The organism is Shinella agrisoli (assembly GCF_046557955.1).
GTDB lineage: Bacteria > Pseudomonadota > Alphaproteobacteria > Rhizobiales > Rhizobiaceae > Shinella.
Genome location: NZ_JBJIEP010000007.1, coordinates 176,608 through 196,892 on the forward strand (window position 1 = coordinate 176,608; position 20,285 = coordinate 196,892).

Annotated in this window: 19 protein-coding genes; 8 read left to right on the plus strand and 11 right to left on the minus strand. The window is 66.8% G+C overall.

All coding sequences use genetic code 11. The annotated features are described in order from the left end of the window. Window positions 1–16 precede the first annotated feature (16 nt). A complete protein-coding gene (gene hyi / locus ACIIOY_RS09765; RefSeq protein ID WP_411034457.1) occupies window positions 17–796 on the minus strand; it encodes a hydroxypyruvate isomerase in 780 nt (259 codons plus the stop codon). A gap of 21 nt (window positions 797–817) precedes the next feature. Beyond that, window positions 818–2,605: a glyoxylate carboligase gene (gene gcl / locus ACIIOY_RS09770; RefSeq protein ID WP_411034458.1), complete on the minus strand. Its 1,788-nt coding sequence runs from the start codon at window positions 2,603–2,605 to the stop codon at window positions 818–820. Between the two features lie 165 nt (window positions 2,606–2,770). Between gcl and bhcR the strand changes: the two genes are divergently transcribed. Then, complete coding sequence (bhcR, locus tag ACIIOY_RS09775) at window positions 2,771–3,592, plus strand: HTH-type transcriptional regulator BhcR (protein WP_411034459.1); 822 nt, start codon at window positions 2,771–2,773, stop codon at window positions 3,590–3,592. A 15-nt stretch (window positions 3,593–3,607) separates the two neighbouring features. Here bhcR and guaD read toward each other — a convergent pair whose 3' ends face one another. Both guaD and ACIIOY_RS09785 read right to left on the minus strand, forming a co-directional pair. Continuing rightward, a complete protein-coding gene (gene guaD, locus ACIIOY_RS09780; RefSeq protein WP_411034460.1) occupies window positions 3,608–4,948 on the minus strand; it encodes a guanine deaminase in 1,341 nt (446 codons plus the stop codon). Further along, a complete protein-coding gene (locus ACIIOY_RS09785; protein ID WP_411034461.1) occupies window positions 4,945–6,186 on the minus strand; it encodes a urate hydroxylase PuuD in 1,242 nt (413 codons plus the stop codon). The genes guaD and ACIIOY_RS09785 overlap by 4 nt, the downstream gene beginning before the upstream one ends. Before the next feature lie 140 nt (window positions 6,187–6,326). Here ACIIOY_RS09785 and ACIIOY_RS09790 point away from each other — a divergent pair, with 140 nt between their 5' ends. Genes ACIIOY_RS09790 through ACIIOY_RS09800 form a run of 3 tightly spaced genes read left to right on the plus strand, consistent with a single transcriptional unit; the run spans window position 6,327 to window position 8,015 of the window. Then, window positions 6,327–7,295, plus strand: coding sequence for a LysR family transcriptional regulator (locus ACIIOY_RS09790; RefSeq protein ID WP_411034462.1), 969 nt, complete (start codon window positions 6,327–6,329; stop codon window positions 7,293–7,295). Between the two features lie 37 nt (window positions 7,296–7,332). Further along, window positions 7,333–7,587 carry a type II toxin-antitoxin system Phd/YefM family antitoxin gene (locus ACIIOY_RS09795; protein ID WP_411034463.1) on the plus strand — a complete coding sequence of 85 codons (255 nt, stop codon included), beginning with the start codon at window positions 7,333–7,335 and terminating at the stop codon, window positions 7,585–7,587. Then, window positions 7,584–8,015: a type II toxin-antitoxin system VapC family toxin gene (locus ACIIOY_RS09800; protein WP_411034464.1), complete on the plus strand. Its 432-nt coding sequence runs from the start codon at window positions 7,584–7,586 to the stop codon at window positions 8,013–8,015. Before ACIIOY_RS09795 ends, ACIIOY_RS09800 begins: the two co-directional genes overlap by 4 nt. Here ACIIOY_RS09800 and xdhC read toward each other — a convergent pair whose 3' ends face one another. The 4 genes from xdhC to uraH are packed head-to-tail and all read right to left on the minus strand — an operon-like array spanning window position 8,016 to window position 13,076. Continuing rightward, window positions 8,016–8,861, minus strand: coding sequence for a xanthine dehydrogenase accessory protein XdhC (xdhC, locus tag ACIIOY_RS09805; RefSeq protein ID WP_411034465.1), 846 nt, complete (start codon window positions 8,859–8,861; stop codon window positions 8,016–8,018). 3 nt (window positions 8,862–8,864) lie between these two features. Then, complete coding sequence (gene xdhB, locus ACIIOY_RS09810; RefSeq protein WP_411034466.1) at window positions 8,865–11,219, minus strand: xanthine dehydrogenase molybdopterin binding subunit; 2,355 nt, start codon at window positions 11,217–11,219, stop codon at window positions 8,865–8,867. A 3-nt stretch (window positions 11,220–11,222) separates the two neighbouring features. Further along, entirely contained in the window at window positions 11,223–12,707 is a 1,485-nt protein-coding gene (xdhA, locus tag ACIIOY_RS09815) for a xanthine dehydrogenase small subunit (RefSeq protein WP_411034467.1), read from the minus strand. A gap of 3 nt (window positions 12,708–12,710) precedes the next feature. Further along, window positions 12,711–13,076, minus strand: coding sequence for a hydroxyisourate hydrolase (gene uraH, locus ACIIOY_RS09820; protein ID WP_411034468.1), 366 nt, complete (start codon window positions 13,074–13,076; stop codon window positions 12,711–12,713). A gap of 161 nt (window positions 13,077–13,237) precedes the next feature. Here uraH and puuE point away from each other — a divergent pair, with 161 nt between their 5' ends. The 4 genes from puuE (at window position 13,238) to ACIIOY_RS09840 (ending at window position 16,747) form a co-directional block, all read left to right on the plus strand. Continuing rightward, a complete protein-coding gene (puuE, locus tag ACIIOY_RS09825; RefSeq protein ID WP_411034469.1) occupies window positions 13,238–14,656 on the plus strand; it encodes an allantoinase PuuE in 1,419 nt (472 codons plus the stop codon). 121 nt (window positions 14,657–14,777) lie between these two features. Next, window positions 14,778–15,263 (plus strand): ureidoglycolate lyase, encoded by a 486-nt coding sequence (locus ACIIOY_RS09830; RefSeq protein ID WP_411034470.1) that lies wholly within the window; start codon window positions 14,778–14,780, stop codon window positions 15,261–15,263. Between the two features lie 91 nt (window positions 15,264–15,354). Beyond that, window positions 15,355–15,966: a helix-turn-helix domain-containing protein gene (locus tag ACIIOY_RS09835; protein WP_411034471.1), complete on the plus strand. Its 612-nt coding sequence runs from the start codon at window positions 15,355–15,357 to the stop codon at window positions 15,964–15,966. Then, window positions 15,950–16,747, plus strand: a complete 798-nt coding sequence (locus ACIIOY_RS09840) for an SRPBCC family protein (protein WP_411034472.1) — start codon at window positions 15,950–15,952, stop codon at window positions 16,745–16,747. The genes ACIIOY_RS09835 and ACIIOY_RS09840 overlap by 17 nt, the downstream gene beginning before the upstream one ends. A 52-nt stretch (window positions 16,748–16,799) precedes the next feature. Here the strand turns inward: ACIIOY_RS09840 and ACIIOY_RS09845 are convergent, their stop codons facing one another. The 3 genes from ACIIOY_RS09845 to ACIIOY_RS09855 form a co-directional block, all read right to left on the minus strand. Continuing rightward, window positions 16,800–18,092, minus strand: coding sequence for an NCS2 family permease (locus ACIIOY_RS09845; RefSeq protein WP_411034473.1), 1,293 nt, complete (start codon window positions 18,090–18,092; stop codon window positions 16,800–16,802). Window positions 18,093–18,318: 226 nt separating this feature from the next. After that, window positions 18,319–18,777, minus strand: a complete 459-nt coding sequence (locus ACIIOY_RS09850; protein ID WP_411034474.1) for a YbaK/EbsC family protein — start codon at window positions 18,775–18,777, stop codon at window positions 18,319–18,321. Between the two features lie 76 nt (window positions 18,778–18,853). Next, window positions 18,854–20,251: a DUF2793 domain-containing protein gene (locus ACIIOY_RS09855; RefSeq protein WP_411034475.1), complete on the minus strand. Its 1,398-nt coding sequence runs from the start codon at window positions 20,249–20,251 to the stop codon at window positions 18,854–18,856. Between the last annotated feature and the right edge of the window lie 34 nt (window positions 20,252–20,285).

Below are 20,285 nucleotides of genomic sequence, written 5' to 3' on the forward strand. Positions count from 1 at the left end.
TCAAAACTGTTGTGTTTCAGCGGCCGACTTCGGCGAGCCAGCCGAGGCCTTCCTCGGTGGTCGCGCGCGGCTTGTATTCGCAGCCGATCCAGCCGTCGTAGCCGAGGGCATCGAGCGTCTCGAACACGAAGGGCCAGGCGATCTCGCCGGTGCCCGGCTCGCCCCGGCCGGGATTGTCGGCAAGCTGCACATGGGCGATCTTTGCCTGGTGCTTCCTGAAGGTGCCGACCAGCTCGCCCCCGGTGCGCTGCTGGTGGTAGAGGTCGTACTGGATGAACAGGTTGTGGCTGCCCGTCTCCGCGATGATCGAGGCTGCCTGGTCCGGCGTGTTCAGGTAGAAGCCGGGAATGTCGAAGCGGTTGATCGGCTCGATCAGAAGCCGGATTCCATGCTTGCCGAGCTCGGCTGCCGCGAGCTTCAGGTTCGCGACGAAGGTGGTCCGCAGCACGTCGTCGGAGACGCCGACCGGCGCGATGCCGGCAAGGCAGTTGACCTGCCTGCAGCCGAGCGCCGTCGCATAGTCGATGGCGGAGGCCACGCCGCGGCGGAACTCGTCGACGCGATCCGGCAGGATGGCGATGCCGCGCTCGCCGCCGGCCCAGTTGCCGGCCGGCAGGTTGTGCAGCACCTGCGTCAGGCCGTGGAGGTCGAGCGCGGCGCGCAGCGCCTCCTTGTCGAAATCATAGGGGAAGAGGTATTCGACCCCTTCGAAGCCGGCCTTGGCGGCCAGCGCGAAGCGCTCGAGGAACGGCACCTCGTTGAAGAGCATGGTCAGGTTGGCCGCAAATCTCGGCATGGTCTTCTCCTCCAATTCCACTCAGTCCAGCAGGGCCGCGAGCGTTGCCGTCGGGGCGTCCTCGCCGCGCTCGGCCAGTTCCTCGAACTCGACGACGGCGTCGATGTCGGTGCCCATGGCGATGTTGGTGACGCGCTCCAGGATGAACTCGATGACGACCGGGACCTGGTGCTCCTTCATCAGCTTCTCGGCCGTGTTGAAGGCTTCCTGGAACTCGTTCGGGCTGCGGACGCGGATCGCCTTGCAGCCGAGTCCCTCGGCGACCGCCACGTGGTCGACGCCGTAGCCGGCTTCCGAATCCCCCGACGCATTGATGTTGTCAAAGGCGAGGGAGACCTCGAAGTCCATGTTGAAGCCGCGCTGGGCCTGGCGGATGAGGCCGAGATAGGAATTGTTCACGACCACATGCAGGTAGGGCAGCTTGTGCTGGGCGCCGACCGCAAGCTCCTCGATGAGGAACTGGAAGTCGTAGTCGCCGGAGAGCGCGACGATCGGGCGGTCCGGATCGGCGGCGCGCACGCCGAGCGCGGCGGGCAGCGTCCAGCCGAGGGGGCCTGCCTGGCCGCAGTTGATCCAGTTGCGCGGCTTGTAGACGTGCAGGAACTGCGCGCCGGCGATCTGGCTGAGGCCGATGGTCGATACGTAGCAGGTGTCGCGGCCGAACGCCTTGTTCATCTCCTCGTAGACGCGCTGGGGCTTCAGCGGCGTCTGGTCGAAATGGGTTTTGCGCAGCATGGTGCGCTTGCGCTCGCGGCATTCGTCGGCCCAGGCGGACCAGTCGCGCAGCTTGCCGGCGACCTTCCATTCCGTCGCGACGTCGAGGAAGAGCTTCAGCGCCGCGCCGGCATCCGAGACGATGCCGAAATCCGGGGCGAAGACGCGGCCGATCTGGGTCGGCTCGATATCGACATGGACGAAGGTGCGGCCTTCCGTATAGGTCGCGACGTTGCCGGTGTGGCGGTTGGCCCAGCGGTTGCCGATGCCGAACACGAAGTCGGAGGCGAGCATCGTCGCATTGCCGTAGCGGTGCGAGGTCTGCAGGCCGCACATGCCGGCCATCAGCGGATGGTCGTCGGGGATCGCGCCCCAGCCCATCAGCGTCGGGATGACCGGGACGCCGGTGATCTCGGCGAATTCGACGAGCAGGTCCGAGGCATCGGCATTGATGATGCCGCCGCCGGCGACGATCAGCGGGCGCTCGGCCGCGTTCAGCATGGCGAGGGCCTTCTCCGCCTGGGCGCGCGTGGCGGCCGGCTTGTAGGGCTCAAGCGGGGCATAGGTATCGATGTCGAACTCGATCTCGGCGAGCTGGACGTCGATCGGCAGGTCGATCAGCACCGGGCCCGGACGGCCGGAGCGCATGGTGTGGAACGCCTTCTGGAAGACATAGGGAACCAGCGCCGGCTCCATGACGGTGACGGCCCATTTGGTGACGGGCGCCGCGATCTTGGCGATGTCGACCGCCTGGAAATCCTCCTTGTCGAGGCGGGCGCGCGGCGCCTGGCCGGTGATGCAGAGGATCGGGATCGAATCGGCCGAGGCCGAGTAGAGGCCGGTGATCATGTCCGTGCCGGCGGGGCCGGACGTGCCGATGCACACGCCGATATTGCCGGCGCGGGCGCGGGTATAGCCCTCGGCCATGTGGCTTGCGCCCTCGACGTGGCGGGCAAGCACGTGGCGGATCGAGCCGCGCGCCTTCAGCGCCGAATAGAGGGGATTGATCGCGGCGCCCGGAACGCCGAAGGCGCATTCGACGCCCTCCTTCTCCAGAACCAGCACCGCGGCATCGACAGCACGCATTTTCGCCATGGGGTTTCCTCCGTCTCTCGAAACGGAAGGTAGCGCATCCATTCCCACGCGCAATCATAAAATGGAAATCAATCTCATCATATGGAAATAAACATTTTCAACGAATCTGGAACAATCGACACGGGGCGGCTATGTCATGGACGGAGCAGCAAAGGAGAAGGCAGCATGGCGGAGCATCAGGAGAAGACGCGGGGCAGGCCAGGCCGCAAGCCGGCGGAAAACGCCGCGCCCTCCTCCGTGCAGGTGCTGGACCGCAGCCTCAAGCTTCTGGAGCTGGTGGCCGAGGCGGACGGCGCGGCGCTGACCGACCTTGCCGACCAGTCCGGCATGGCGCCCTCCACCGTGCACCGCCTGCTCACCTCGCTCGCCCAGCACGGCATGGTGACCCACGACGGGGAGACCGGCGCCTGGACGATCGGCGTGAAAGCCTTCGAGATCGGCACCGCCTACCTGCGCTTCCGCAAGCTCGGCACGATCAGCCGGCCGTTCCTCAAGCAATTGATGGAAGGCTGCGGCGAGACCGCCAACATCGCCATCGAGGACGACGGCGACGTGGTGTTCATCTCTCAGGTGGAAAGCCATGCGCCGATGCGCGCCTTCTTCCGCCCCGGCCGGCGCGGGCCGATCCATGCCTCGGGCATCGGCAAGGCGATCCTTTCGACCTGGCCGGACGCCCGCATCGAGGCGCTGCTTTCCGGCCGCACACTCCAGCATTTCACCGACCGGACCCGCGACACGATCCCCACGCTTCTGGCGGATATCGCGAAAATCCGCGCCCGCGGCTGGTCGATCGACGACGAGGAGCACACGCTCGGCATGCGCTGCGTGGCGGCGCCGATCTTCGACGAATACGGCGAGGCGGTCGCCGGCATTTCCGTTTCCGGGCCGGCGGTGCGCCTGCCCGACGAGAAGGTCGACGCCTTCGGCCCGGTCGTCCGGGCTGCGGCGGAGGGCTTGACGAAGGCGATGGGCGGGCGGGTGCGATAGGCGTGGGCACCGCCGTCAGGCGGTCTCAGGCACGCGCTCCTTCGCCACGCCTGCCTTGCCCTTCGTCTTCATCGCCTTGCCGGCGACGTAGACCTCTGCGACGCAGCGGTCGTCGCCCATGGTTTGCAGGATAAACAGCTCCTCGGCGAGCGAGGTGGCCGTGCGCATGCGGTATTCCATCGCCGACTTGGCGGAAGAATCGAGCACGACGATGTCCGCGTCCGCCCCGGCGTGGAGCGAGCCGATATGCCGTTCCAGCCCAAGCGCGCGGGCATTGCCGAGCGTCATGCGGTAGAAGGCGTTGAACGGCGTCAGCCGCTGGCCCTGCAGGTGCAGCACCTTGTAGGCCTCGTCCATCGTCTCGAGCATGGAGAAGCTGGTGCCGGCGCCGACGTCGGTCGCCACCGACCAGCGTGCACCGAGCCGGTCGAACCGGTCGCGGTCGAACAGGCCCGAGCCGAGGAAGAGGTTCGAGGTCGGGCAGAAGACGCCGACGGCGCCGGTCTCGGCGAGCACCGAAACCTCCCGGTCGCTCAAGTGGATGCAATGGCCGAGCAGCATGCGCTCGTTCAGCAGGCCGTAGCGGGCATAGATGTCCGTATAGTCCTTCGCCTCCGGATAGAGCGAGGTGGCGAAGGCGATCTCGTCGCGGTTCTCCGAAAGATGCGTCTGGACGTAGCAGGAAGGATGTTCTGCGACGAGCGCCTGGCTCATCTCCATCTGCCCCGGCGTCGAGGTGATGGCGAAGCGCGGGCTGATCGCGTAATGCGCGCGGCCGCGGCCGTGCCACTTGGCGATGAGCGCGCTGGTCTCGTCATAGCCCTGCTGCGGCGTGTCGCGCAGCGCGTCCGGCGCGTTGCGGTCCATCATCACCTTGCCGCCGATCATGCGCATGCCGCGGGCTTCCGCCGCCGAAAAATAGGCGTCGACGCTCTCCGGATGCACCGAGCAATAGGCGACCGCCGTCGTCGTGCCGTTCGACAGCAGTTCGTCCATGAAGCGCTCGGCGACCGCAGCCGCATGGGCGGGGCGCGAAAACTTCTGTTCCTCGACGAAGATATAGGTGTTCAGCCATTCGAGAAGCTGCGCGCCGTAGGAGGCGATGGCCTGCGTCTGCGGGAAATGCAGGTGGGTATCGATAAGGCCGGGCAGGACGAGGTGCGGGCGGTGATCGGCCACCTCGGCTTCGGCGCCGGCCAGCTTGCGGATATCCGCATAGTCGCCGGTCTCGACGATCTTGCCGCCGCGCACGAAGACGGCGCCGTCCTCGAAATAGCGCCAGGCGGCCGTATCGTCGATGCCCTGCGGCTCGGCAAGGAAGGTCAGCACGCGGCCGCGGATCAGCATCTCGCTCATTGCGTCTTCTCCCCGCTGACGGCGCTTTCATACCAGGCGACGATGAGGCGGCGCTCCTCGTCGGAAATCTGCGTGACGTTGGCGGGCGGCATGGCGTGCGAACGGCCCGCCTGGAGATAGATCTCGCGGGCATGGGCGGCGATCTCGCCGTCCGTTTCCAGCACAACGCCCTTCGGCGGCACGATGATGCCCTCCCAGCCCGGTTCCTTCGCGTGGCACATGGCGCAGCGGCCGAGCACCGTATCGCGCACCTTCGGAAAGGCCTCGGCCGTCACGAAAGGCTGCTGGGCCGCCGAGACCTTCGCATCGGCCGCTTCGCCCGTCAGCACCTTCGGCACCGTGGAGAGCCACATGATGATGACGAAGAGCAGCGCGGTCGCCAGCCACGTCCAGGTCGGGTTGCCGGCATTGGCGTGGGTGGTGTTGAAGTAGTGGCGGATCGTCACGCCCATCAGGAAGACCAGCGAGGCGATGATCCAGTTGAACTCGGTGCCGAAGGCCAGCGGATAGTGGTTCGACAGCATCAGGAACAGCACCGGCAGCGTCAGGTAGTTGTTGTGCGTGGAGCGCTGCTTGGCGATCTTGCCGTATTTCGGATCGGGCGTGCGGCCGGCGATGAGGTCGGCGACGACGATCTTCTGGTTCGGGATGATGATGAAGAAGACGTTGGCCGACATGATCGTCGCCGTGAAGGCGCCAAGGTGCAGGAAGGCGGCCCTGCCGGTGAAGAGCTGCGTATACCCCCAGGCGACGGCGACGAGGATGAAATAGAGCGCCACCATCAGCCTCGTGTTGTCGTTGCCGAAGGGCGACTTGCAGATGAGGTCGTAGAGGATCCAGCCGAGCGCGAGCGAGCCCAGCGAGATGGCGATCGCCACGGGCTTTGAGACGTCGAGCACGTTCGGATCGATCAGGTAGAGGTCCGCGCCGGCATAATAGACCAGACAGAGCATGCCGAAGCCGGAAAGCCAGGTGACGTAGCTCTCCCATTTGAACCAGACGAGGTGCTCGGGCATGTTGGCCGGCGCCACGAGGTACTTCTGGATATGGTAGAAGCCGCCGCCGTGGACCTGCCACTCCTCGCCGTGCGCGCCCGGCGGCAGCGCGGGATGCTTCTTCAGGCCCAGGTCGAGCGCGACGAAATAGAACGACGAGCCGATCCAGGCGATCGCCGTGATCACGTGGAGCCAGCGGACGGCGAACGTTATCCAGTCCCAGGCAATGGCGTATTCGTACATGGGGACCTCCTCCCGATCTTCACCGGACTGTTTGCCATCGCGCGATTTTCCCGAAAATCCCGGCAAATCCCCAACACTTTCAAAAAAAACTAAAAGATGGCGCCCACTTTGCTCCGCACGCCAATATGGTAGAAAGGACCATGTCCTATCTCGATAATGTGCGCGTCTTCGTTCGCGTGGTCGAACTCGGTACCCTTTCGGCGGCGGGGCGCGACCAGCGCGTCACGCCCGCGGTGGCCAGCAATCGCATCAAGGAGCTGGAGCGCCATCTCGGCGTGCGGCTCTTCAACCGCACGACGCGCAAGCTCTCGCCGACCGAGCACGGCCGCGTCTTCTACGACGGCGCGGTGAAGATCATAGAGGCCGTCAACGAGGCGGAGGCGGCCATCGCCGACCTCTCGCGCAACCCGAAGGGCTCGCTGCGCATCACCGCGCCGCTCGGCATCGGCCGGCGCCTCATCGCCTCGGGCATTCCGGAATTCCACGACAAGTATCCGGATATCGAGGTGCGCGTGCGCCTGTCCGACCACAATGTCGACATCCTGGCCGAGGGGGTCGACGTCGCCTTCAAGCTCGGCGTGCTTGAGGATTCCAACCTGCGCATGCGCGGCATCCTCAAGTGCGAGCGCGTGCTCTGCGCCTCGCCCGATTATCTCGCCCGCCGCGGCACGCCGGCGAACGCCGATGCGCTGATTGCCGACAAGCACGACTGTCTGCTGCTGCGCTATCCCGGCTCGAAGGAATATTTCTGGACGCTGGCGACGCCGGAGGGCCTGCGCAAGTTCGAGGTCGCAGGCCCCTATGACAGCGACGACGGCGACGTGCTCACCCAATGGGCGCTGGAAGGCCGCGGCATCATCAACAAGCCGCTCTTCGAGGTGAAGGCCTACCTCAAGGAGGGCCGGCTGGTGGAGATCCTCAAGGACAGCCCGCCCGCCCCCGTCCAGCTCGCCGCGATCTACCCGCACAAGCGCTTCCAGGACCCGAAGGTCCGCCTGATGATCGACTTCATGGCGGAGCGATGTCAGCGGCTGATCGGCAAGCTGCTCGATGAGGAGCCTGCCGCCGGCGTCGAATCCAGGCCGGTTGAACAGAACCTCGAAAAATAGTATGTTTCTTTTGGAATGTACTATACGGAGGCAGCCGATGCGCTTTGCCTATATGACCAGCGCCGTCTTCAATCAGAATCCGAGCAAGGCGAAGAAGGAGGCAAGCGCAGGCCCTCTCGTCATCACCGAGCATGGAGAGGCAAGTTACGTGCTCGTCCGCTACAGTGACTTCAAGGATCACTGGCGCAAATCCGAGAGTCTCTACGACGCCCTCGGCGATCCGAGCTCCAGGTTCGACGATGACTTCCTGCCGGAACGGGCCGGCTTCGAGAGTCGGGACACGGACTTTTGACGGCCTTGCTGCTGGATACGAACATCGTCTCGGCCTCCCGCAGGCCCGAGCGCCAGTCCGTCGAATTTCAAACGTTTCTCAGGACTTTCGATGCGGAGGCAGCCTATCTTTCCGCAGTCACGCTGATGGAGATTGAATTCGGCATAGAGCGGCAGCGGACCCACAATCCGGATTTTGCCGACGATCTCTCCCGCTGGCTCTCCGCCCGGGTTCTGCCGGCTTTCGAGGGCCGGATCCTTCCCTTCGATGCGCAAGCGGCAACATTGGCCGGCCGCTTGCCGACCGCGGACCGGCGGCCAAGCGCGGATGCCATGATCGCAGCCACTGCCCTGGCCCACGGGCTGGTTCTCGTCACGCGCAACCTGGCCGACTTCCGGCCGCTCGGCGTGCCCTGCCTCGATCCGTGGCAGGCGTTGCCCGAGGGCTGATCAGCGTCGGCCGGCCGCCGCTTCGTGATGATGCGGCCGCCACGTCAGCGCCGCCGTCATGATCTCGGCGGCGGCGAGCGTCGCGATGACGGCCGGGCGCTTGTCCTTCAGGGCCGTGCCGCCGATCGGGCAGACGAGGTTCTCGAACAGGTCCGCCCGGCCGGTTTCACGCGACAGCCAGTTGCGGAAGGTGGCGCGTTTCGTCTTCGAGCCGATCATGCCGACATAGGCGGCGTCCGGGCGCCTCAGCGCTTCGGCGGCGATGAGGAAGTCGAGCGCGTGGTCGTGGGTGAGGATGACGAAGCTGCTGCCGGGCGGCGCATCGCGCACCACGGCCTCCGGCATGGCGGTAAGGCAGGTCTCTATGCGCGGCACCGTGCAGGCGACGAGCTCGTCCTCGCGGGTGTCGACCAGCACGACGCGCAGCGGCGCGAGCGAGAGCGCCATGGCGAGCGCATCGCCGACATGGCCGGCGCCGAAGACATAGACGTGCGGCCGCAACGCCATCTCCCGGTCGCTGCGGGCAACCAGGTCCCTTACGAGCGCCGGTCCCATCGCCGTGAAGGAAAGCCCGACCCGGCCGCCGCAGCACTGGCCGATCTCCGGCCCGAGCGGCACGTTCATCGGCTCGGCGGAAAGGCCGGAGCGCAGCGCCCGGCGCGCGTGGTCGATCGCCATGTATTCCAGCTGCCCGCCGCCGATCGTCGCGAAGATCGCCCGCTCCGACACCAGCATCCAGGCATCGGTGTCGCGCGGCGTGGAGCCCGCGGCTCCCGTCACCTCGACCAGGATCGTCGCCGGTTCGCGCCGCAGGAAATCCCGGATGTCTTCGCGCGCGGCGGGCATTTTCTACCCTTTCTTTCCGGCCTTCAGCCGCTCGACGGCCATCAGCACCCGCTCGGGCGTGGCCGGCGCGTCGAGGCGCGGGCAGACCGTGTGGTCCGCCACGCTCGCCACCGCGTCCGAAAGCGCATGCAGCACGGCAAGGCCGAGCGGCAGCGGCGGCTCGCCGACCGCCTTGGAGCGGTGGATCGTCGGCTCGTAGGCCTCCGACCAGTCGGTCAGCGCCACGTTGAAGATCTTCGGGCGATCCGAGGCGAGCGGGATCTTGTAGGTGGAGGGCGCATGCGTCCTGAGACGGCCCTTGGCATCCCACCACAGTTCCTCGGTCGTCAGCCAGCCCATGCCCTGGATGAAGCCGCCCTCGACCTGGCCGATGTCGATGATCCGGTTCAGCGAACGGCCGGTATCGTGCAGGATGTCGGTGCGCTCGACGACATATTCGCCGGTCAGCGTGTCGACGGAGACCTCCGAGCAGGCCGCACCGTAGGCATAGTAGTAGAAGGCATGCCCGCGGCCCTTGGACCGGTCCCAATGGATCTTCGGCGTCTTGTAGAAGCCGGCGGCCGAAAGCTGGACGCGGGCCATATAGGCCTGCTTGACCAGTTCGTCGAAGGAGATTTCCGCATTGCCGATGCGCACCCGGTTCGGCAGGAACACCACCTGGTCGCGCGGCACCTGATGGCTCTCGGCGGCGAAATCGATCAGCCGGTCCTTGATCTGCCGCGCGGCATTCTGCGCCGCCATGCCGTTGAGGTCGGCGCCCGAGGAGGCGGCGGTCGGCGAGGTGTTCGGCACCTTGGCGGTCGTCGTCGCGGTGATCTTCACCCGGTCGAGGTCGATCTGGAACTCCTCCGCCACCACCTGCGCCACCTTCAGGTGCAGGCCCTGGCCCATCTCCGTGCCGCCGTGGTTCATGTGCACGGAACCGTCCGTGTAGACATGCACCAGCGCGCCGGCCTGGTTGGATTCCGTCTTGGTGAAGGAGATGCCGAACTTCACCGGCGTCAGCGCGATGCCGCGCTTGACGATGCGGCTCTTCGCGTTGAACGCCGCGATCGCCTTGCGGCGGCCGGCATAGTCGGCGCTTTCCTCCAGCTCCGCGACGATGCGCTGGATGATGCAATCCTCGACCTTCTGGTGGTAGGGCGTGAGGTTGCGCTCGCCCTCGACACCCATCTCGTCATAGAAGTTCAGCTTGCGGATTTCGAGCGGGTCCTTGCCGACCGCGAAGGCGACCTCGTCGATGACGCGCTCGGCGCCCACCATGCCCTGCGGCCCGCCGAAGCCGCGGAAGGCCGTGTTGGACACCGTGTTGGTGTAGAGAGGCGCGGACCGGGCATGGACGTGCGGGAAGAAATAGGCGTTGTCGCAGTGGAAGAGCGCCCGGTCGCCCACCGGTCCGGAAAGGTCGGCCGAAAAGCCGGCCCTGAGCGCGAAGGTGTAGTCCACGGCGAGGATGCGGCCCTCATCGTCGAAGCCGACATCGTAGTCGATGGCGAAATCGTGCCGCTTGCCGGTGGCGACCATGTCCTCGTCTCGGTCGAGGCGGACCTTCACCGCGCGCTTCAGCTTCTTGGCGGCGATGGCGGCGATGGCGGCGCACTGGTTCGCCTGGGTCTCCTTGCCGCCGAAGCCGCCGCCCATGCGACGCACTTCCACCGTCACCGCATGGCTCGGCACGCCGAGCGCATGGGCCACCATGTGCTGCGTCTCGCTCGGGCCCTGGGTCGAGCAGTAGACGACGACCTCGTCGTCCTCGCCGGGCACGGCGAGCGAGACCTGGCCTTCCAGGTAGAAATGGTCCTGCCCGCCGAGCCGCATGCGGCCCTTCACGCGGCGCGGGGCGCTTTCGAGGGCCCCTGCCGCATCGCCGCGCTTCAGCGTCAGCGGGGTGACGACCTGGCGGTGCGTCGATACGTCGAGGTCCCAGATGTCGATGTCGGCGGGCAGTTCCTCGTATTCGATCCTTGCCAGCCGCGCGGCGCGCCGGGCCTCCTCGCGGGTCTCGGCGATAACGCAGAAGATCGGCTGGCCGTGGAATTCGACCTTGCCGGCCGCGAGCACCGGGTCGTCGTTCATGCCGGACGGCGAGATGTCGTTGACGCCGGGCACGTCCTCGTGCGTCAGCACATCGACGACGCCGGGCGCGGCGCGCACGGCGGAAAGGTCGATGGATTTCACGATGCCGTGCGCGACGACCGACAGGCCGAGGCCGGCATGCAGCGTCCCGGCGGGCTCGGTGATGTCGTCGATATAGACGGCGGTGCCGGCGACATGCTTGTGCGCCGAGTCGTGGCGCGGGCTGGAATGGACGCCGCCGATGATCTTCTCGGCCTTGAGATCGGGGACATGCTTGTTCATGGCTCACGCAGCCTCGTATCTGGACACCTGCACGGGCGCCGCGCCGGATGTCGTTTCCATATAGAACCGCAGGAGCAGGTTCCTCGCCACCAGCGCGCGGTATTCCGCGGTCGCGCGCATGTCGGTGAGCGGCGTGTAGTCCTCGGCGTATCTTTCCATTGCCACTTCTACCGTCGCCTCGTTCCACGGCCGGCCGAGAAGCGCCCTTTCCACCGCGAAGGCCCGCTTCGGCGTCGCCGCCATGCCGCCATAGGCGATCGTGATCCCTGCGACCGTGCCATCGGTCGCCAGCGCGAGGCGGAACGCGCCGAGCGTTGCGGTGATGTCCTCGTCGCGGCGCTTGGTCACCTTGTAGACCGCGAACTTTTCGCTTGCCGCGGGCACCGGCACATGCACGGCTTCCACGAATTCGCCGGGCTGGCGATCCTGCTTGCCGTAGGCGATGAAGAAGTCTTCCAGCGGGATGGTGCGCCGTTCCGCGCCCTTGCGCAAGGTGAGCGTCGCGCCCAGCGCGATTAGCGCCGGGGGCGTGTCGCCGATCGGCGAGCCGTTGGCGATGTTTCCGCCGATCGTGCCCATGTTGCGCACCTGCTGGCCGCCGATGCGGGCGATGAGCGGCCCGAGCGCCGGGATATGCTGCGAGAGCGTGGCGACCGCCTCGGTGTAGGTGACGCCGGCGCCGATCGTGACCGTATCGTCCTTCACCGAAATGGACTTCAATTCGTCGAGCCCGGCGATGAAGACAACCGGCGCGATGTCGCGCATGTGCTTGGTCACCCAGAGGCCGACGTCGGTGGAGCCGGCGACGACCGTGGCGGTGGGCGAAGCCTCCAGCACGGCGGCGAAATCGGCGAGATCGGCCGGCACGACCAGCCGGTGCCTGCCTTCGCCGATCTCGACGCGCGCGCCGTCGCGCAGCGCCTTCAGGCGCGCGATCATCGTCCCGCGTTCGGCAAGCAGCGGGTCCTTGTCCGTGCCGCCATAGCTGGAGATGGCGCGGGCGGCGCGCAGGATGGGCTCGTAGCCCGTGCAGCGACAGAGATTGCCCTGGAGCGCCGTCTCGATCTCCCGGTCGCTCGGGTTCGGCGCCTGCATCCACAGCGCATAGAGCGACATGACGAAACCCGGCGTGCAGAAGCCGCATTGCGAACCGTGGTAATCCACCATGGCCTGCTGCACCGGATGAAGGCGCCCGTCGCTGCCGGCAAGGTGCTCGACCGTCACCACGTGACAGCCGTCCAGCGAGCCGAGGAAACGGATGCAGGCATTGACGCCCTCGTAGACGATGCCGCCTGACGGCGTGAGGCGGCCCACCAGCACCGTGCAGGCGCCGCAGTCGCCTTCGGCGCAGCCTTCCTTGGTGCCCTTGAGCGAGCGGGAAAGGCGCAGCCAGTCGAGCAGCGTGTGGTCCGGCGCGACGTCGCGAAGGGCAACGTCCTTACCGTTGAGGATGAAGCGCAGTTCGGAGCGGATCTTTGCGGCCGTCATGGCTTAGCTCCCGCGGTAGGTGGAATAGCTGAAGGGCGAGACGAGCAGCGGCACGTGATAATGCGCGCTTTCGTCCGCGAGGCCGAAGCGGATGGGAATGATGTCGAGGAACAGCGGGCCGTCTGCCGTACGGCCGAGATAGTCGCCGGCATGGAAGCGCAACTCGTAGGTCCCTGCCTTCATGGCCTCGCCTGAAAGCAGCGGCGCGTCGCAGCGACCGTCATCGTTCGTCCGAGTGGTCTTGAGGTGGTGAAGCGTATCGCCCTCCACCCGGTAGAGATCGATGCGCAGGCCCTCGGCCGGCTTGCCGCGTGCGGTGTCCAGCACATGGGTCGTGAGCCTGCCGGCTCCTTGCGAATGAGACTGCATGTTTTCCTCCCGTGCACAGCGCTCCTCTTCCCACTATCCGCCAGGCCCTTTCCCCTGAAAAGCAGCGGGATCGTTCGAGACTTTCAAAATTTCCGGGGGAATGGCGTGCGCGGTTTTCGGGTTAGACATCTGCCATCAGAGACGTTTGGAGGAGCGTTACCATGCGATATTGCCGCGACATGCACGGATACGGCGCGACGCCGCCCAAGGCCGCCTGGCCGGGCGATGCGCACATCGCCGTGCAATTCGTGCTGAACTACGAGGAGGGCGGCGAGAACTGCGTGCTGCATGGCGATGCGGCATCGGAAGCCTTCCTCTCCGAAATCGTCGGCGCCGCGCAATGGCCGGGCCAGCGCCACTGGAACATGGAATCGATCTACGAATACGGCGCGCGCGCCGGCTTCTGGCGCCTGCACCGGCTGCTGACGGAAAAGAACGTCCCCGTCACGGTCTACGGCGTGGCGACGGCGCTCAAGCGCTCGCCCGCCCAGGTCGCCGCCATGCTGGAGGCCGGCTGGGAAATCGCCTCGCACGGGCTCAAGTGGATCGAGCACAAGGACATGGCGCCCGAGGACGAGCGCGCCGCGATCGCTGAAGCGATCCGCCTGCACACGCTCGTCACCGGCGAGCGTCCGCGCGGCTGGTATACGGGCCGCTGTTCGGTCAACACCGTCGACCTCGTGACGGAGGCCGGCGGCTTCGACTACATATCCGACACCTATGCGGACGATCTGCCCTACTGGTACGAGCATGCCGGCAGGCAGCAGCTCATCATCCCCTATACGCTCGACGCCAACGACATGCGCTTCGCGACGCCCCAGGGGTTCAACAGCGGCGACCAGTTCTTCAGCTACCTGAAGGATTCCTTCGACGCGCTCTATGCGGAAGGCAAGGCGGGCAGCCCGAAGATGATGAGCATCGGCCTGCACTGCCGGCTGATCGGCCGGCCGGGCCGCGTCATGGCGCTCGCCCGATTCATCGACTACGTGCAGAGCCGCGAGAAGGTCTGGATCGCCCGGCGCGTCGATATCGCCGAGCACTGGGCAAAGGCCCATCCGCCGCAGCCCGTCGCCGAGCGTCCCTCGCAGATGACGGAAGACGATTTCGTGGAGCGCTTCGGCGGCATTTTCGAGCATTCCGACTGGATCGCCCGCCGTGCCTGGGCCGAAGAGCTTTCGCCGGCCAACGACACCGCGGTCGGCCTTGCCGCCGCCCTGGCTTTCCAGTTCCGCGCGGCAAGCGACGAGCAGAGGCTCGGCGTTCTCGTCGCCCACCCGGACCTTGCCGGCAAGCTGGCGCAGGCAAAGCGCCTGACGGCGAGCTCGACCGAGGAACAGGCCTCCGCCGGCCTCGACGCGCTGACGGACGAGGAACGCGCACGCTTCACCGAGCTCAACGAACGCTATGTGAAGAAATTCGGCTTCCCGTTCATCATCGCCGTGCGGGACAACACGAAGGCCAGCATCCTTTCCGCGTTCGAGACGCGAATCGCGAACGACCGCGACACCGAATTCGCCACCGCCTGCAAGCAGGTCGAGCGGATCGCGCTGCTGCGGCTGAAGACCCTGCTGCCATCCTGAGCGGCCTGTGATACTCTTCGGCGCGGCAGGGGACCTCCCCACCCTGCCGCCGCCGCACCATCCATCCGGACGGCAATGCCCGCCGTTTCGACATCTGGCCGAGGGCCGAGGGAGGAAAGACATGAAGACCATCGAGATCAGACCGCTGACCAGGGAGGCCTTCGCGCCGTTCGGCCAGGTCATCGAGCAGGACGGCGCGCACAATTTCCCGATCAATGCGGGAAAGTGCATTCGCTACCACGACCTCGCCAATATCGAGACGACCGGCGAGAAGGCCCGGCCGATGATCAGCCTTTTGCGCGGCGAGCCCTATGAGCTGCCGCTGGAGCTGAAGATGGTGGAGCGCCATCCGCTCGGCAGCCAGGCCTTCATTCCGCTCGGCGACAGCCCGTTCCTCGTCGTCGTCGCCGAGGAGACGGAAAACGGCCCGGCCGAGCCGATCGCCTTCCGCACCGCGCCCCGCCAGGGCGTCAACATCGGCCGCAACGTCTGGCACGGCATCCTGACCCCGCTCGATGCGGTCTCCGAGTTCGCCGTGATCGACCGCGGCGGCGAGGGTGTGAACCTCGAAGAGCATTTTTATGCGGAGCCCTTCCTGATCCGCTGATCCGCCGGGCAGCGGATCCGCCGGCCCGCCTCCACGGGCCGGTCTTTTCCGCCTTCCTTAACAAAATTTCTTGTCAATGGAATCCTGAGGCATGCTCGACCTCGACATCATCGACACGCCGGCGGCGGCGGCGCTCGCCCTCGACCCGATCAAGGCGCGGCTTCTTGCCGAACTCTCGGTTCCCTCCTCCGCGGCCGCGCTCGCCGGCCGGGTGGGCCTGACGCGCCAGAAGGTCAACTACCATCTGAAGGCGCTCGAGGAGCAGAAGCTGGTGGAACAGGCCGAGGAACGCCAATGGGGCGGCATCACGGAGCGCCTGATGGTGGCGACGGCGCGCTCCTACGTGGTCTCGCCCGCCGCGCTCGGGCCGGTCGGCGCCGATCCGGCCGTCAGCGGCGACCGGTTTTCCGCAAGCTACCTGGTCGCCCTCGCGGCCCGCACCGTGCGCGAGGTCGGTGCGCTCTGGCGCGGCGCGCGGGCGGCGGACAAGCGGCTTGCGACGCTGTCGGTCGACACGACGATCCGCTTCTCCTCGCCCGCGGCCCGCGCCGCCTTCACATCCGACCTCGCCGAGGCGGTCGCGGCGCTCGCGGCCCGCTATCACGACGACCATGCTCCCGGCGGGCGGCCGCACAGGCTGGTGGTCGCCGCCTATCCCGCACCCTTGGAAACGGAAAGGAAGACCGATGCCGACGAAATTTGACGCAAGCGGCAAGCGCTGGGTGGAAATGGAGTTCCTGGTGCCCGGCACGCCGGACGAGGTCTGGCAGGCCATGGCCACCGGACCGGGCAACACCGCCTGGTTCACCCGCGCCGAGATCGAGGAGGAGATCGGCGGCCGGATCACCTTCCATTTCATGCCGGGCGCCACGTCCGGCGGCACCGTGACCCAATGGGAACCGCCGCACCGCTTCGGCTATGTCGAGACCGGCTGGGCGGAGAACGCCCCGCCCATCGCCACCGAAATCTCCATCGTCGCCCGCTCCGGCGACGAGTGCCTCGTGCGCATGGTGCATTCCCTCTTCAGCTCCACGGCCGATTGGGACGACCAGATGGAAGGCTTCGAATCCGGCTGGCCCGGCTTCATCGAAGTGCTGCGGCTCTACCTCACCCGTCACGCCGGCGAGACTGCCGCCTCCTTCCAGCTCTCGGTGGATGCCAAGGGCGAGGACCTCGTCGTCTGGCGCAAGCTGCTTGCAGGGCTTGGCCACGAAACGGCCGATGCCGGCGAGAACTGGACCGTCGATGCCGGAGAAGCCTTCTTCGGCGAAGTCGTCCGGGTGCGCCAGGACGAGAAGCAGCGCTATCTCCTGATGCGCATCGACGGCGAGGCGCCCGGCGTCGGCCTCTTCGGCATTTACCGCATGGGCGAAACGGTCCGGCTCAGCCTCTGCCGCTTCTTCTACGGTGCCGATGCCGCGGCGGCCGCGAGCGCGAGCGAGCCGAAATGGCAGGCCTGGCTCGAAGCCGTCGCGAAATCCTGAAACGCGGACGGGCCGCGCTCATCGCGCGGCCCGCTCTCCTTGGCTGACGTCCCTATTCCGCGAAGAAGGCGAAGCGGATGACGAAGAGGAGGGCGACGATCGCCGTTGCCGGATGGATGTCCTTCCACTTGCCGGTGAAGAGCTTCAGCACGACGTAGCTGACGAAACCGAAGGCAAGGCCGTTGGCGATCGAATAGGTGAAGGGCATGGCGAGCGCGGTCAGCGCGGCCGGCGCCGCTTCCGTCAGGTCTTCCCATTCGATCTCCGTCAGTTCCCGCATCATCAGGCCTGCCACGTAGAGCAGGGCCGGGGCCGTCGCATAGCTCGGCACCGAGGCGGCGAGCGGCGAGATGAACAGGGCGGCAAGGAACAGGATGGCGACGACGAAGGCGGTGAGGCCCGTGCGGCCGCCGGCCTGGACGCCGGACGCGCTCTCGACATAGGCCGTGGTGCTGCTCGTGCCGATCAGCGAGCCGGCGACGATCGCCGTGCTGTCGGCGAGCAGCGCGCGGCCGAGGCGGCTCGGCTTGCCCTCCTGGATGAGGTTGGCGCGCTTGGCGACGCCGATCAGCGTGCCGGTCGCGTCGAACACCTCGACGAGCACGAAGACGAGGATGACGTGCAGCAGGCCGCCATGCAGCGCGCCCATGATGTCGAGCTGCAGGAAGGTCGGCATGATCGACGGCGGAGCCGAGACGAGCCCACGGAACTCGCTGACGCCGAAGATCCAGGACAGGACCGTGACGACGAGGATGCCGATCAGGATGGCGCCCTTGACGCGCAGCGAATCGAGCACGGCGATGACGAAGAAGCCGAGGATCGCGAGAAGCGGGCCGGTCTGCTTCAGGTCGCCGAGGCCGACGAGCGTCGCCGGGTTGTCGACGACGATGCCGGAGCTTTTCAGGGCGATGATGCCGAGGAAGAGGCCGATACCGGCCGCGATCGCGCTGCGGAGCGAATGCGGGATGCCGGCGATCAGCCAGCTGCGCACGCCCGTCACCGTCAGGATGACGAAGATGATGCCGGAAATGAAGACCGCGCCGAGCGCCTGCTGCCAGGTGAAGCCGAGCGCAGCCACCACGGTGAAGGCGAAGAATGCGTTGAGGCCCATGCCCGGGGCCATGCCGATCGGCCAGTTGGCGACGGTCGCCATGACCATCGAGCCGAGGGCCGCGGCAAGACAGGTCGCCACGAAGACGGCATCCCGGTCCATGCCCGTCGTCGACAGGATGTCCGGGTTGACGAAGATGATATAGGACATCGTGAGGAAGGTCGTCAGACCCGCGATCACTTCGGTGCGCACGGACGTGCCGTGCTCACTCAGCTTGAAAAGCCGTTCAAACATGTTTTCTCCCCCTGGCGGACGCCGATCTGCGCCGCCGTGCGATAGTTCCGGGCCAGACGCTCCTCCAGCAGCCCGTTCGCGGATCCTTCCGCGCCTGTGCGCGGCGGCCTGCCGGAAGCACGCCACCGCGATCACAGTTTCGTTATATTGCGTGTTCCGATGCGCCCGCGCCAGCCGGCGATTTCCCCGGATTTTCGCGAAACTCTTTCACGATAGGCTGCCTGCGTCACTCGCAGACGTCGACCCATTCGCCCGAGACGAGCGCCGCCATGCGCTCCGGCGCGATGCGCACGGCCGCGTTCGTCGCGCCCGCCGCCGGCACGACCTCCTCGAAGGACCGCAACGACACATCGCAGTAGACCGGCAAGGGCGACGGCAGGCCGAAGGGGCAGACGCCGCCGACCGGATGGGAGGTGGCGGCCAGCACCTGCTCGGCATCGAGCATGCGCGGCTTGGCGGCAAAGCGATCCTTGAACTTCCGGTTGCTGAGCCGCGCGGTGCCGGCGGTGACCAGAAGCACGACCTCCTCGCCGACGCGCAGGCAGATCGTCTTGGCGATCTGCGCGGGCGCAACGCCATGGGCCTCGGCGGCGAGCGCCACGGTCGCCGAGCTCTGCTCGGTGACGAGAACGGCGATATCGGGAGCGTTTTCGGCGAAGAAGGTGCGGACGGATTCGAGCGACATGTCGTTTTCATAGCCAGTCCGGCGGCCCGAACGCAAGAGCCGCCGGAAAGCAATGCATGCTATGCTCCTGCGGCCGTCAGGCATAGACCCCGCCTGAAAGCGTGGTGCCGGCGGTCGAGCCCGGCAGGAAGGCGGCCGCCTTGCCGAAGGTGTTGATGACGCCATTGGTCTCGGCGATGTAGCGGCTGCCGGTGGCGCCCCCGACGATCGCCGGGTTCGACAGCGAAACCGTGCCGCCGCTGCTGGCGGCTATGAACTGGACGAAGGCCGGGGTGCCGGTCAGCGTGACGGTCCGGTTCGCGCCCGTCAGCAAACCCGCGCCGACATTGATGTGCCGGCGCGCGCCGCCGGAGATGGTGTAGTCGCTCTCCAGCACGATGTGGCAGGGGGCATCGGCGAAGATATGGTCGGCGTTCGCCCCGACGGTGCCGAACTCGACCTTGCCGATTCGCAGCGAAACGCCGTTGCCGGCCGAAAGGCCGTGGATCAGGTCGGCGGCAATGGATATGCGGACGCCGGACACGCGGGCCTGCGCACCGTTGGCGAAGGCAAGGCCCGTCGACAGGACGACGGAAGCCGGCGCGGTTTCGTTGCCCCGGATGAAAAGCGTGCCCCCGCCGACGAGCGGCCGTGTGACCGCCGCCCCGGCATAGCTGCCGGCGGCAAGCTGGATGGTGACGTCGTGGCCCGCACAATCGAGTGCATGCGCCGCGTCGATCGCCCTTTGAAGGCTCGCGAAGGGCGTGCCGGCCGTCAGGCCGTCATTGCCGTCGCTGCCGCCAGGAGCGACGTGATAGGTGCGGTTCGCGGCAAGCTGGGGCCTGAGGCCGAGCACGCCCGCGGGGAAGGAGACGCGTCCCGTCGCCTGGTCGACAACCATGGCATCCGTGAAGGACGCGCCGTCCGCGCTCACCTTGACGCGGAATGCGTCGCTGCCGGCAAGGCCCATCTCCGCCCGCCCCGACCAGCCGGTCTGGAACAGCAGCGAGGCGGTGTCCCCCGGATTGGCCTTGTTGACCTTGATCTGGTGTCCCGCCCCCTCGTTGGTGAAAAGCGAAGCGGGCGCGGCGACCGCAAGCCGGTTCGTCGCATCGGCCGTCGCGTTGATGCCGACCCGGTCGGGAATGGCGACGTCGAAGGCCGCCAGGGTCCAGCCGCCCGCCTTGAACGCCAGCATGCGGTTTTCGTCGAGGGCATAGGCCAGCCAGCCGTCGCGCGGCATATAGAAGGTCCAGGCGCCGTCCTGCCAGGCGGCCACCATCTTCGTCCGGCCGGCCCAGACGCCTGTCGCGCCCGCCGGCACGATATAGCGGTCCCCGCCGGCAGGGCTTGACGGCGGGCTGGCGACCGCCCGGCTCAGGACGGTGAGCTGGAGGATTGCATCGAGCGCCTTGATGGCCTCGTTGTGGGTGACGTGCTTCTGCGCCTGTGCGGGCAGGATATAGGGAAGGTTCAGGTTTTCGGTCGCGTCCATTTCGTCCGACTCCTCTCAAAGGTTCCGGACGAGT